The organism is Campylobacter sp. BCW_6889, assembly GCF_001762535.1.
Lineage (GTDB): Bacteria > Campylobacterota > Campylobacteria > Campylobacterales > Campylobacteraceae > Campylobacter_D > Campylobacter_D jejuni.
This window is the reverse complement of record NZ_MJWZ01000080.1, coordinates 13888-26924: the sequence shown is the minus strand read 5'-3', so window position 1 is coordinate 26924 and position 13037 is coordinate 13888. Positions and strand designations below refer to the sequence as shown.

Annotated in this window: 16 protein-coding genes and 1 tRNA gene; 4 read left to right on the top strand and 13 right to left on the bottom strand. The window is 29.9% G+C overall.

Annotated elements, in window-relative coordinates; translation table 11 throughout:
* Nucleotides 1-12: 12 nt before the first annotated feature.
* Together AJ939_RS10305 and AJ939_RS10300 are read left to right on the top strand one after the other, a co-directional pair.
* Nucleotides 13-237 (top strand): DUF6290 family protein, encoded by a 225-nt coding sequence (locus AJ939_RS10305; RefSeq protein ID WP_002869970.1) that lies wholly within the window; start codon nt 13-15, stop codon nt 235-237.
* Nucleotides 234-497, top strand: a complete 264-nt coding sequence (locus AJ939_RS10300; protein WP_002869971.1) for a type II toxin-antitoxin system RelE family toxin — start codon at nt 234-236, stop codon at nt 495-497. The genes AJ939_RS10305 and AJ939_RS10300 overlap by 4 nt, the downstream gene beginning before the upstream one ends.
* Here AJ939_RS10300 and AJ939_RS10295 read toward each other — a convergent pair.
* The 9 genes from AJ939_RS10295 to AJ939_RS10250 all read right to left on the bottom strand — a co-directional run bounded on the left by AJ939_RS10295 (nt 485) and on the right by AJ939_RS10250 (nt 6943).
* A complete protein-coding gene (locus AJ939_RS10295; RefSeq protein WP_002788276.1) occupies nt 485-835 on the bottom strand; it encodes a hypothetical protein in 351 nt (116 codons plus the stop codon). The genes AJ939_RS10300 and AJ939_RS10295 overlap by 13 nt on opposite strands.
* On the bottom strand, nt 836-1378 hold the full coding sequence (locus AJ939_RS10290; RefSeq protein ID WP_002800770.1) for an HK97 gp10 family phage protein: 543 nt from the start codon (nt 1376-1378) through the stop codon (nt 836-838).
* Nucleotides 1375-2547 (bottom strand): phage portal protein, encoded by a 1173-nt coding sequence (locus tag AJ939_RS10285; RefSeq protein WP_002788272.1) that lies wholly within the window; start codon nt 2545-2547, stop codon nt 1375-1377. The genes AJ939_RS10290 and AJ939_RS10285 overlap by 4 nt, the downstream gene beginning before the upstream one ends.
* A gap of 159 nt (nt 2548-2706) precedes the next feature.
* The gene (locus AJ939_RS10280) at nt 2707-3141 is read right to left on the bottom strand and encodes a type II toxin-antitoxin system PemK/MazF family toxin (RefSeq protein ID WP_002788265.1); all 435 of its coding nucleotides are present in this window, start codon (nt 3139-3141) and stop codon (nt 2707-2709) included.
* 54 nt (nt 3142-3195) lie between these two features.
* Complete coding sequence (locus AJ939_RS10275; RefSeq protein WP_011049938.1) at nt 3196-4821, bottom strand: terminase large subunit; 1626 nt, start codon at nt 4819-4821, stop codon at nt 3196-3198.
* A gap of 3 nt (nt 4822-4824) precedes the next feature.
* Nucleotides 4825-5460 (bottom strand): P27 family phage terminase small subunit, encoded by a 636-nt coding sequence (locus AJ939_RS10270; protein WP_038850812.1) that lies wholly within the window; start codon nt 5458-5460, stop codon nt 4825-4827.
* 259 nt (nt 5461-5719) lie between these two features.
* Nucleotides 5720-6061 (bottom strand): HNH endonuclease, encoded by a 342-nt coding sequence (locus tag AJ939_RS10260; protein WP_002788260.1) that lies wholly within the window; start codon nt 6059-6061, stop codon nt 5720-5722.
* Entirely contained in the window at nt 6058-6339 is a 282-nt protein-coding gene (locus tag AJ939_RS10255) for a hypothetical protein (RefSeq protein WP_044778993.1), read from the bottom strand. Before AJ939_RS10255 ends, AJ939_RS10260 begins: the two co-directional genes overlap by 4 nt.
* A 528-nt stretch (nt 6340-6867) precedes the next feature.
* Nucleotides 6868-6943, bottom strand: a tRNA-Phe gene (locus AJ939_RS10250).
* Between the two features lie 140 nt (nt 6944-7083).
* On the opposite strand from AJ939_RS10250, the gene AJ939_RS10245 reads away from it, so the two are divergent.
* Nucleotides 7084-8427 (top strand): TrkH family potassium uptake protein, encoded by a 1344-nt coding sequence (locus AJ939_RS10245; RefSeq protein WP_070276738.1) that lies wholly within the window; start codon nt 7084-7086, stop codon nt 8425-8427.
* Between the two features lie 10 nt (nt 8428-8437).
* The gene (locus AJ939_RS10240; protein WP_002861975.1) at nt 8438-9088 is read left to right on the top strand and encodes a potassium channel family protein; all 651 of its coding nucleotides are present in this window, start codon (nt 8438-8440) and stop codon (nt 9086-9088) included.
* Here the strand turns inward: AJ939_RS10240 and AJ939_RS10235 are convergent.
* Genes AJ939_RS10235 through gltX form a run of 4 tightly spaced genes read right to left on the bottom strand, consistent with a single transcriptional unit; the run spans nt 9085 to nt 13013 of the window.
* Nucleotides 9085-9756, bottom strand: a complete 672-nt coding sequence (locus AJ939_RS10235) for an MqnA/MqnD/SBP family protein (protein ID WP_070276739.1) — start codon at nt 9754-9756, stop codon at nt 9085-9087. The genes AJ939_RS10240 and AJ939_RS10235 overlap by 4 nt on opposite strands.
* Nucleotides 9757-9761: 5 nt before the next feature.
* Nucleotides 9762-10388, bottom strand: a complete 627-nt coding sequence (gene upp / locus AJ939_RS10230) for a uracil phosphoribosyltransferase (RefSeq protein ID WP_002861977.1) — start codon at nt 10386-10388, stop codon at nt 9762-9764.
* The gene (locus AJ939_RS10225; protein ID WP_044780586.1) at nt 10385-11620 is read right to left on the bottom strand and encodes a malic enzyme-like NAD(P)-binding protein; all 1236 of its coding nucleotides are present in this window, start codon (nt 11618-11620) and stop codon (nt 10385-10387) included. Before AJ939_RS10225 ends, upp begins: the two co-directional genes overlap by 4 nt.
* A 1-nt stretch (nt 11621) precedes the next feature.
* Complete coding sequence (gene gltX / locus AJ939_RS10220; protein ID WP_044780588.1) at nt 11622-13013, bottom strand: glutamate--tRNA ligase; 1392 nt, start codon at nt 13011-13013, stop codon at nt 11622-11624.
* Nucleotides 13014-13037 lie beyond the last annotated feature (24 nt).

Here is a 13037-nt window from a genome sequence, read left to right as displayed (position 1 = left end):
AAAGGAATTTTAATGCTTAGTCTAAATATAGAATTATCAAGCGAAAAAGAACAAGCTTTTTTAAACATAGCCAAAGAAAGAAATACAAGCAAAGAAGAAATTATTCAAGCTTTAATTATGGAATTTTTAGAAGACTTAGAAGATGCAAAAATAGGAGAAGTTGCTTATAAAGAATATTTAGCAAGCGGTAAAAAAAGCATTAGTGCTGATGAGCTTTTTAAAGAGCTTGGTTTATGATACAAATTGATTTTAGCCAAAAAGCAGTAAAGCAAATTAAAAAACTAGATAAAGAAGTTCAAAAACAAATCAAAAAATGGAAAGAAGAAATACAAAGCCTAGAAAGTCCAAATCAAAAAGGCAAAGCATTAAAAGGAAATTTAAAAGGCTTGTGGCGTTATAGGATAAATGATTATCGCTTAATCTGTTTAAATAATGATGAAAAATTAACTATTCTTTGTCTTGAAGTAGGACATAGAAAAGAAATTTATAAACGATAAGTGATAAAAATCTCACTCGTAAAAAATCCACTCTCTTCATCTTTATCTTCTCCATGTATTAAAATTTCAATAGGTTTTTTATAAAATTTTAAAATAAAACTTTCAATTTTGCTTTTTAACTCTCTTAAATCTTTGTATTTTGGAGTATAAAGGCTCAAATTAATTTCTAATTCTTTGCTTAAGATTTTATCATCTATACTTAAATTTAATTCTTCGCTTGTGATTTCATAAATTAAAAATGCTTTTTCTAGCTTTGTTTTTTGCCTTGAAAGTGGGTAAATTTCTATATTTAATTCCTTGCTTAGTCCCATTAAAAAATCGCTTAAAAATTCCTTCATTTAAAATCCTAATTTGTCTAACTCAGCATTTAGTTTTGTTGTAACCAAGCTTTGCATTTTTGGGTCTATTTTCTCTTTTGCTTTTTGCATGGTATAAGTGCCTTTTACAAAAGTGTTTTTTCCGCTTATATTTGGTTTTCCTTTTGCACTTTTTTTCACTCCGCCTTTATGAAAAAATCCATACTCTATAAAATGAGCATAATACGCACTCGCAAAATAATCCATTCTTTGTTTTCTCTCATTTTTCTTTGCTTGTGTCCATTTTTTAGCATTTTTTAATTTTTCAAATCTTTTTATACCTACTTTTTTCATTCTAAAAACAACCGAAGCAGCACGATAAACACCTTTTTCTAAAGTATAACTAGAAACTGCCTTAACACTTTGCTTTAAAAGTCCGCTTTGTTTAGGAATATTCTTTTTATAATCATTTGTGATTTCTTTTGCTACTTCTAAAGCTCCTTTTTTAGCCGCATTTGGCAAAGCTTTTTTACTTATGCTTTGCAAATCTTTCATTAATTCGTTCAAGCCTTTTACTTCTATCATTGATTGCCTTTTTGTGTGTCTTTTTCATCTATTTTGGCGAGATTAAGCGGTATTAAATGATCGTTTCCATTATCAATTGGGTTCATTTCTTCCAAGGCTCTTACTTCGTTTATACTCATCACGCCATTACTTAAAGCTTTTACATAGCTTTCCCACCTTGAAGAACTATCAGCTCTTAAAATAGCGTTGATATTGAATTTAAAATAAAATTCTTTTCTTTCATTTTGGTTTAATAAAAAGCGATTTAGGGCTTGTTCGATTTTAGTTGTTAGAGGTGTTATGGTTTGCACCATATAATTTGTCTCTTGTTGTTCAATATTTGAAAAAGTCGCACGACTTAAATCTCCAAGTTTGTGCGGTGGGATATTAAAAAGTCTTGCGATTTCTATCACTTGAAATTGTTTGCTTTCTAAAAACTGGCTATTTTTATTCGCACTTGTAGTTTGTGCATAACTTGCTCCACCCTCTAAAATAGAAATATTATAAGCTTTTTTTTGGCTATAATTTTCTTTAAAGGATTGTTTTAATCTCGAATATGCCTCTTCGCTTAATTCATTTGGCACAGATATAACGCCACTTGTAAAACTTCCATTTTTAAAAAAGCTAAGTCCGTGCTGTTCTATAGCTGTTGCAAGTTCTGTGGTATTTTTGCTTTTTCTAAGCGGTGCGATACCTTTTACTCCATCTTTAGTATGATAAGGCACATTTAAAACCTCATCATAATTTAAAACAATACTGCCATTTTTTGAGTAAGCTTGATAAAAATACTTTCCATTCATTTTAAAGATATTAATGTCTTTATTTTCTATGAGTTCTATAGAATTAATCACCCCGTTTCTTTTTTTAACAGGATATAAAAAACCATTGCCATAAATTAGCATTTGTACCATAAAAGCCTCAAAGAGTGTAAAAGGTGTCATTGTTTCATTTGGTGCGATTTTGATGAGTTCATATAAGGGGTGATTAGAGGCTAGTTTTGATCCATCAGTTGTTCTTTGATATAAATTTAATGGCAAAGATGCTATGGTCTCGCTAATATTTGAGATTGCGGCAATTACTGCTGAAAGCTCCTCAGCTTTTATTTTATCTTCTAATAAAATTTCTAAGCTATTAACAAATTCATTATTTCGTGCTTTTTTTGTAAATAATGATCTTATTTTATTGAACATGCAAAACCTTTATTTTTTACTTATTTTAAAAAAAGTTTGAGGCGTTAAAGTGCGTTTTATAAAAAAAATGATATAATTTCTCAGTGATCATAAGAATTGTAAAACTTTAAAAGTAGGTTTTAGACTTCTTCTGATAAGGAGAGTTGGCTCATTTACGAGTTACCCCGCCCTGTGCGGGGATATTATTTTCTTTGTTATTTTTTCTCTAATTGTTTCTAAATCTTCTTTTTTGATTTTTCCATTATAATAACTTATTATTCTTTTAGTATCAAAGGTTCTTACTTGTGATAATAGAGCTACTTGCTTTCTGTTTTTACTATCTGTGAAGTGATGATAAAGAAAACCTGTTTTATTTTCTATTTTGCTTGTTAATGGAACGCCAACAAAAAGATTAACATAATCCTCAATGTATATTTTGTTTAAAACTAAAACCGGTCTTTTGAAGTCATTATGTTTTCCATAAACTTCACTGCCTATATTTTGTCCTATGCTAACCCAATAAATCTTACCTATGCTTATTATTTTATTTTCTTTTATTTGTAGTTTTTTCTTTTCATTATTCCATTTATCAAATTTATCATTACAATTTATCAAAAAAACTCCTTGAAAAATATAATTTTACTCATTTTTACTTCTAAATTTATTAAGCTATAAAAACCTTATACCTCTTTTTTCATAAACATTGATTTTTGGTTTTTCTATGCTGTTTTTAGTGGCGATTGCAGTGACTAAAGCCGAAATTGCATCTATCCTTTCACTTGATTTTTTCTTATCAGGCTTTATGTTTTCTCTTGCATCTTGATCAATAACTAAATTTGAATTACACCATCTAAAAATAGGATTGTTATTATGATTTAAAGTTTGTTTTAAAACTCTGATTTGGTATTCTTTTAAAGGTTCGCTAATACTTGCAAAACCTTGTCTAATCTGAACGCACTCTATATTTTCATCGCTTAACTTTTTGGCTACTTCTAAACTATTCCATGGATCATAACCTATCATTTTGATATTTAATTTTTTATTTAGAGCTAAGATATCGTTAATTAAATAGTCATAATCAACACTATTACCTGGCGTTAGAGTTAAAAAGCCAAGTTTTGCCCATTCTAAATAAGGCACTTTATCTCTTTTACTTCTCTCTCTTGCACTAAGTTCTGGTGCATAAAATTTAAAATCCACATGTAAGATTTTATCCACTTCGCAAATTAAAGCTAAAGCAGTTAAATCAGTAGTAGCAGATAGATCAAGTCCAACATAAACATCGCCTTTTAAATCAAGTTCTTTAAAACTGCATTTTAAAAAATCATCATCTTTTATAAAAGAAGTAGCATTTGAAGTCCATATATTTAAATGTTTTGTTTTAAAACTCACCTCATCATTTGCGTTTGCTAAAGCTTTTTGATAATATTCTCTTAATTTTTCAAGCTTTACGCCATAACCCAAAGCAGGATTAACTTTGATCCAAGTTTTTTCATCGTTCCAATCATCATCAGCATCAGGCTCATAAATCTTTGCATAAGTCGATGGGTCGTTTATAATGCCATTTTTAACTTGTTTGCAATAATCATATTGCTTTTTCATCTCTCCAAAATGATTATATCCTGCTGTTGAAATGACTATACATAAAGAATTTACACGACTTGCCGTTCCTTCTTCTAAAACCTTATATAAATCCCCATTTTTAGCAGCGTGAAGCTCATCGTAAATAAAAACATAAGGTCTTAAGCCGTCTTTTGTCTCGCTTGTAGCTGTTAGAACCTTTATAAAATCTTCAAATTTAGCGTTTTTTTTGCGTATTTCTCTATAGGTTTTATATTGATAGCACATTTTATTTAATTCTTCTTCTTGGCTTACCATAGATGAAGCAGCATTAAAAACTAATTTTGCTTGTTCGGTTTCATTTGCGGCACAATATATTTTTTTACCCTTTTCTTTATCAATAAATAAAAAATAAAGCAAAATAGCTCCGATTAACTCGGTTTTACCATTTTTTCTTGGGATAAAAAGCAAAGCGTAAGAGTATCTTCTGGCGTTTTTTTCCTTAGAATAAGTGGCGATGATATCGATGATAAACTCGATTTGAAAATTTAAAAGCTGAAAGGGCTTACCGGCTAATTCGCCATCGGTGTGCTTTAAAAGAGAAATAAATAAAACCGCTTTTTTAGCTATTTTCTCATCAATATAAAAGGGCGAGTTTTCAAATTCTTTGTTTTTTTGTTTAATATAAGCTAAAGCGTAATTTAATATATCTTCTCTTGCTCTTAATTTATCCATAATTTAACTTTCATCTTCTAAAAGCACATCAAAAGCTGATTTTTCTTTTTTATCTTTTAAATTTAGCCTTGCACGATTTGGAGAGCCTATGCCTAAAACTTTTGCTAAGCCTATAACATTTTTAGTCAAAGAATTAAAAGCTATAAGTTCAGGCGTTACAATAGGCGTTCCTTTATCTGTGCTTGTTGTAAAACCTTTTTTCTCCATTTCCTTGCTTGTGCATTCTAAAAAAATGAGATTTTTAACATAAGTTTTAATAATATCATTTTCTAAAGGATCATAAATGCCTAAATTTTCTAAATCTTTGATAGTTTTTTGTGTGAGTTCTTGCTCTATGGTTTCTAAATTTAAAGGCTTAAAATCATCTTGCGTTTGTATTTGTTCTGTTTTATTTGCCTTTGGCTTTTCTTTTATCGAATTTTCATCAATATACAAAATAACTTCGTTTTGTTTAGAATTGTAATGATTTTCATCTTGTCTTTTTTTAGCAAGTCTTAAAATTTCATCTTTTGGATAGGGTTTAGCTTTTCCTTTTAATACTTTTATACCATTTTTCTTTAAATATCTACTCAAATAGATTTTAGAATTAATGTTTAAAATTTGCAAAACCTCATCAATGTTTAAAAATTCTTTTTGCATTAAACGCCTTTTTTTATTTGTATTTTAATGATATTTTAAGGCGTTAAAATGCGTGTTAGTTAATTTAAAGCAAAATTTGGCTTTTTTAGAACGCTTTTGATAAAAATAAAAATTTCAAATAAAGATTTTACCTTGCTTTGCTTGTGTTTTGGTTGGTTAGTTAGTAGGTTAAGTATAACATTATGTAAAAAACTGGCTCGCATTTTTTCGTGTCTACCGCTTCGGTGTATAGGATTGGCTTTCATAGAGATTACATACCCTACCCCTTAAGCTCGTTTTTAGTCTTTTCATTATGGCAAGCCAAGCATAAACTTTGCAAATTTTCTTCACTTAATTTCTTGCCACCTTGCTTAATAGGTATAATGTGATCTACAATTTTTGCAAACTTTCCACACCTTATACAAAATGGATTTTTATTTATAAAAGCATTTCTTAATTTTCTCCAAGCTACGCTATTATAAAAATCTGAACTTTGCTTATCCCTTTTAAAACAATCATATCTTTTGTTTGCTATTTTCTTAAAAGTTTTATCACATTCTTCACAAGTTCTTAAATGAGTTTGTATTTTCTTACCACACTTGCAAAGTTTATAAATTGTCATTTTTTGTAAAATCCTATTTCAGTTTTTTTAGAAAGTTCAACTTTAAATTCATATTTAAAATCATCATAAGGCTTAATCACATAACAATCATATCCTATCTCTAGCAATTTTATAAACCAATCAGGAAGCAAAACAAAAAAATTATTTCCTACTTGTTTGATTTTAAAACCACTTTTAAGCTCATTTACATTTCTATAAAAATTATCATACAAACCTAAATTACTTGCAAAAAGCTTAACGGGAACTGCATTAACAATAATATCTTTTTTATTAAACATAAGAAGTCTTTAAGTAATTAACAAACGAAGCTTTAAGGAATGATATTTTTATTTAAAAATTATAATATATAAAAAATAATAAAACTATTAATCAAAGATTAAATTAGCAATTATGGAATACTTATTGCTCTTTACTAAGAAAGCAAAAAAAACAAAAACCATTTTTTATATTTTTATACAAACACTATTATATTAAAAAGCACTGGCAAAGATTATCGTATTGTTTTTAATCGGATTTTAATAAAAGCACATATCATTTTTAATCGGATTTTAATAAATATGTTTATAGGCATTTTAATCGGATTTTAATATTAAAAAATCATATTAGAAAACTGGGTTATTTAATGGGTTACTATAAAATATAAAATATCTATTTTATAGGTATTTAGATACTTTTTTTAATATTCTGCTAAATCCACCATTCTATTATAAGTTATAGACTCTCTCTTTAAAATAATAATTTTTAGTCCTTTAAATATTTCGGTCTTGTGTAAAAAAATATGTGATGTGATTTTTTGAAAGATAAAGTGGTGGTTAGAGGCAGAATCGAACTGCCGACACGCAGATTTTCAGTCTGCTGCTCTACCGACTGAGCTATCCAACCACTTAGTTTGATTAAAGTAAAAATGTAATTGTATCTTTTTTTCTTTAATTTAAGTTTAAATACAAAAATAAAATTTTATTTCCCTTAAAGTTTTAATAAGATAGAATACCCGCTTTAGATCATTATCAAATGGAAATTTTTTGAAACAATTTGGACTAGATAGACGAACTTTTAAAATTTTACTAGCTGGTTATATTATTATTGCATTGTTTGGGGCTTTATTGCTACATTCAAGCTGGGCACATACAACTGCTATTGATTTTTTAGATGCCTTTTTCACAAGCACATCTGCTGTTAGTATGACAGGATTAGCAGTTAAGAACACTGCGGTTGATTTTACCTTAGCAGGACAAATTATTATCTTGGCTTTGGTGCAAATTGGAGGCTTGGGATATATGGGTATAGGTTTGTTTGTTTATATACTCATACGCAAAAAAGTGGGATTTAGTGCAAGAAATTTACTAAAAGAGTCTTTATTTTATCCATCAATGGATGGTTTATTTAAATTTTTTAAAAAGGTTTTACTGTTCATTTTTACTATAGAATTAATAGGTGCTATACTTCTTACCATGCGTTTTGCCCTTGAAATGAATTTTAAGAAAGCTTTATGGTTTGGAATTTTTCATTCTATTAGCGCTTTTAATAATTCTGGGTTTACCACATTTGAACATGGACTTATAGCTTACAAACATGATATAGCAATTAATCTTATTATCACTTCTTTGATTATTATTGGAGGGCTTGGATATTTTGTTTTGGTTGAATTATACTTTTTTCAAAGAAAAAAATTGCAAAATTTAAGCCTACATACAAAAATGGTTGTTGTTGCAAGTATTTTTCTTATTTTCTCTTCAACGCTTATTATTTTTGCTTTTGAATACTCAAATCCTCAGACTATAGGACATTTTTCATTTTTTGATAAAATTTTAAGCTCATATTTTATCGCTATTAATTACCGCACAGCAGGATTTAACACCTTAGATATGGGACATTTGCATGATGCGAGCTTATTTTTTGGATCATTGTTTATGGTTATTGGTGGTGCACCAGGAGGAACAGCTGGGGGTATGAAAGTAACAACTGTAATGGTTTTATTACTCTATGCTTATTGGAGTATCCGAGATGGAAGAGTTAGAATTTTTGGACATGAAATTCCAAGAGAAACTATATCTAAAGCTTTTATTATAGCTGTAGGTTCAGCTGTTTATATAGTAATAGCTGTTATTTTGCTTTCCTTGCTAGAGTCAAATTTTGATTTTATAGCCTTGCTTTTTGAAACTTCTTCAGCTTTTGCAACCGTAGGAATTTCAGTAGGAAATGGTGGAACTTTATCTTTATGTGCTTTGTTTAGTGATCCTAGCAAGGTGATTATCATCATTATGATGCTAAGTGGCAGGATAGGTGTTTTTGCTTTTTTACTCTCGGTATTCAAACAAGACAAAGCTATTCATTTAAAATTCCCTGAAGGAAAGGTTAATTTATAAAGGTAAAATCGTGAAAAATCTTAATTATGGAATTATAGGACTTGGAAAATTTGGCTCAGTTGTAGCAGATGAACTCATTGCTGGAGGTCATACTGTTATCGTTGCGGATAAAGATGAGGAAACTTTAAAAAGTATACAAAATCCTCCAAGCTATGCTTATATTTTAGATTCTACAAATATTTCAGCTCTAAAAGAAGCGGGCTTTCATGATGTTGAAGTTGTTATTGTTAGCATAGGAGAAAATGTTGAAAAATCAATCCTTACTCTTATGGCGCTTAAAGATATAGGTGTTAAAAACATCATTGCTAAAGCAACCTCTAATATCCATGGTCAAATTCTTTCTAAGTTAGGTGCAACAAAGGTTATTTATCCTGAAAAAGAAAGCGCTAAAAGACTAGTAAAAGAATTTTTAACCAAAGATGCCGATTATGAAGTTTTTGATCTTTCAGCAAATACTATACGAGCTATTAAGATCAATATAGATGAAAAATTAGCAGGAAATTCTTTAAAACATGTAGCACAAAATATGAAAGTGATTTCTTATAAAAAATTAAATAGCGACTGGGAAATATTGCCTGATTTAGAAACCACAACAGTTTATAGTGGAGATGTTGTAATACTTCTTGGAACAGTTAAAGAACTTAGAGAATTCGAATACTAATCAAGATTTAAAGCCTTGGAAGCCTTTACAAAACGCTTTAAGGCTGTTTTTTCTTTAGTAGAAATTTTATGATATATAACTTCATCTAAATAATATCTAACATCTTTTATATCCAAATCCCTTGTTTTGGCATAATTTTGCAGTATATAATAAGGAATTTTAATCTTTGTTTTTGGAAATTTTTTCAAAATTTGTTTATATAAAGCTTTTTTTTGCACACAAGAGAATCTAGCAAAAACAAAAGGCAACCCTGTTTTTTCGTGCCATTTTGCACATAAATCGATATATTTAGAAGAATCTTTTAGATAAAGCTTTAAAGCCTTATCACCTATAATTACTTTTCCATCTTGTTTTAATACTTTAGCTAAAGCATTTGAAGTTGCTGAACTTGGATCTTTAGCATTTGATGTATTTTTTTCTACTAAAACACTTAAAACTCTTTTATTAGCACAGATACCCAAATCTAAATTTTTATATTTTTTTCTAGCACTTTCTATGCTTGAAATGATAGCTGCATCAATTCTTCTATAAAATAAATCTTTATTTAGCTTACTTGGAACTCCTTTTTTATACTCCATGCTTGCTTTATAACCATTAGGTAAGGGATATTTCTTAAGATATATATGTAAAGGCAAAAGATTAATATAATCAATTTTTCCAAAAATCATCTCTTTTAAAGAGTGTTAAACACTCTATCTCCTGCATCTCCAAGTCCTGGTATAATATAACCTTTTTCATTTAAACCTTCATCAATACAAGCCACAAAAACTTCTACATCATCATGCATTTGGCTAAATTTTTGCAAACCTTGTGGAGTAGCAAGTATGGATATAAATTTTATTTTTTTAACTCCTTGGCTTTTTAAAAAATTACAAGCCTCTATAGCAGTTCCACCTGTAGCAAACATAGGATCTATGACAATAGCGGTGCGTTGTTTTGCATCTTTGGGAAGTTTTTGAAAATAAAAATCCGCCTTTAAAGTTTCTTCATTTCTTACAAATCCCAAAAATCCAACACTTGCATCAGGAATCATCTTAAAAACACTTTCAAGCATTCCTAATGCAGCTCTTAAAATAGGGCAAATCATAATTTTTTCATCAAGTTTTTTTACTGTAGTTTTTTGTATAGGTGTTGAAATTTCAATTTCTTTTAAAGAAAAATCTTTACTCGCTTCAAAAAGCAAAAAAGATGAAATTTCATCGATTAACATGCGAAATTGAAAGGGCTTTGTCTCTTTAGCCCTTAAAATTCCTAATTTATGTTCGATCAATGGATGATTGATACAATGAATATTTTTCATTTTAAGCTTTCAAAATAAGCTTTCTCGTTAAAATTTTTCACCTTAGCCACACCATCTTTTACCGCAGCTGCTGCTACAGCTGTACTTACTGCAGCTTTTACTCTTTCATCAAAAGGTTTTGGTATAACATATTCTCTTCCAAATTCTAAAGCGCTTAAATTATAAGCCTTTTTAACTGCATCACTTACAGGAAGTTTTGCAAGATCTGCTAATGCTTTAGCAGCAGCTACTTTCATATTTTCAGTGATTTTACTTGCACGCACATCTAAAGCCCCACGGAAAATAAAAGGAAAACCTAAAACATTATTGATTTGATTTGGATAATCACTCCTTCCTGTTCCTACAATCGCATCTTTTCTAAGTCTAGCCACATCTTCAGGCATCACTTCAGGGATAGGATTTGCCAAAGCAAAAATTACAGGATCTTTTGCCATACTTAAAACCATTTCATCATCAAGAATTTTTGGCGCACTAAGTCCTAGGAAAACATCAGCTCCTTTTAAAACTTCTTTTAAAGTCTTTTCCTTAGAATCAACAGCAAATTCAAGCTTTTGAGGAGTTAAGTCATTTCTATCCTTAGAAACAACACCTTTGCTATCTACTAAAATAATATTTTCGACCCCTAAATTTCTATACATCTTAGCACTTGCTATACCTGCGGCACCTGCGCCACTTACAACCACCTTAATGTCTTTAAATTTTTTACCGCTTATCTCCATAGCATTCATAAGTCCCGCAGTTGAAATAATAGCCGTTCCATGCTGATCATCATGCATTACAGGAATTCCTAAATCTTGCAAAGCCGCTTCAATTTCAAAACATTTTGGAGCAGCTATATCTTCTAAATTTATCCCACCCACAGTCGGAGCCAAAGCTTTGCAAAAATTTACAATCTCTTCCACACTATGAACATCAATTTCTATATCATAAGCATTAACATTTGCAAATTTTTTAAACAAACAAGCCTTACCTTCCATAACAGGTTTTGAAGCCTGTGCTCCTATGTTTCCAAGTCCTAAAACAGCAGAACCATCGCTAACTATAGCTACCAAATTAGCCTTATTTGTATAAGTATAAGCAAGCTCATTATCTTTAGCGATTTCAAGGCAAGGTTCTGCAACTCCTGGGCTATACGCCAAAGATAGATCATGACTTGTAGCCATTGGCTTACTTGGGACAATATCAATTTTCCCACCTAAATGGTATTTTAAAGCTTCTTCTTTTAAATTCATTTTATTTTCCTCTAACTTTTAAAAAATTTTCTATTCTTTTTTTACACTCATCAACCCCTAAAAATTCTAATACTTCAAAAATACTAGGACTTACCGCACTCCCTGTTAAAGCTATGCGTATAGGCTGAGCCAAATCTTTTAACTTTGCTTCTTTTTTTTCTAAAAAATCATTTGTAAAATCTTCAAAATCTTTACCTGTTTTTTGATCTTTAAGTGTATTAGCAAATGCTTGGAGCAATTCTAAATTATTTTCGTTAACAAATTTTTGCACTGCATTTTCATCATAATTTTGCGGCGTATTAACTATGCTTTTTGCACCATTGATAATATCATGCAAGGTTTTTGCACGCTCTCTTAATAAATCAAGTAAAAATCCTGCCTTTTCATAAACAGATAAATCAAAACCAAGATCTTTAAGCTGACGGTTAATCTCTTCAAAAGGTAAAGTTTTAATATAATGAGTATTAAGCCATTCAAGCTTTTTAGCATTATAACAAGATGCGCTTTTATTAATATGATAAGGATCAAAAAGTTTTTTCAAATCTTCTAGCGAAAATACCTCATCATCACCATGACTCCAACCTAAACGCACAAGAAAATTAAGCAAAGCTTGAGGTAAAATTCCCATTTCTTTGTATTCCATAACATCAGTTGCCCCATGTCTTTTTGAAAGCTTTTTACCATCTTCTCCATGTATCATAGCCACATGAAAAAATTTAGGAATTTTAAAACCCAATGCTTCATAAAGTACAATTTGTTTAGGAGTATTTGAAAGATGATCATCCCCACGAATCACATCACTTACTCCCATTAAAGCATCATCAATAACAACAGTAAAATTATAAGTTGGAGTTCCATCACTTCTTGCAATGATAAAATCATCCATTATATCCTCTGCTTTAAATTTTACCTCGCCTTTAATCCCATCTTCAAAAATAATCTCGCCGCTTTGAGGTGCTTTAATACGCACAACAGGTTCTATACCCTGAGGTGGCGTGCCTTTAAATTCTCTATATCTTCCATCATATCTTGGGCGCTCTTTGGCGGCTTCTTGCTTGGCGCGTAATTCTTCTAATTCTTCTTTACTCATATAACAATAATACGCCTTGTCTTCATCTAAAAGCTTTTTGACATATTCTTTATAAAGATCAAAACGCTCTGATTGATAAGTTACTTCTCCATCATGTTCTAAACCGCACCATTTAAAAGCTTCGATAATTGCTTTAGTAGCTTCTTTGGAATTTCTTTTTAAATCCGTATCTTCAATACGAAGTAAAAAATTTCCACCATTTTTTCTAGCGTATAAATAATTATAAAGAGCTGTTCTAAGTCCACCTATGTGCAAATACCCTGTTGGGCTTGGAGCAAAACGCGTTGTAAGTTTTTCGTGCATTTTTTGCCTTTTCTTAAATTTTTA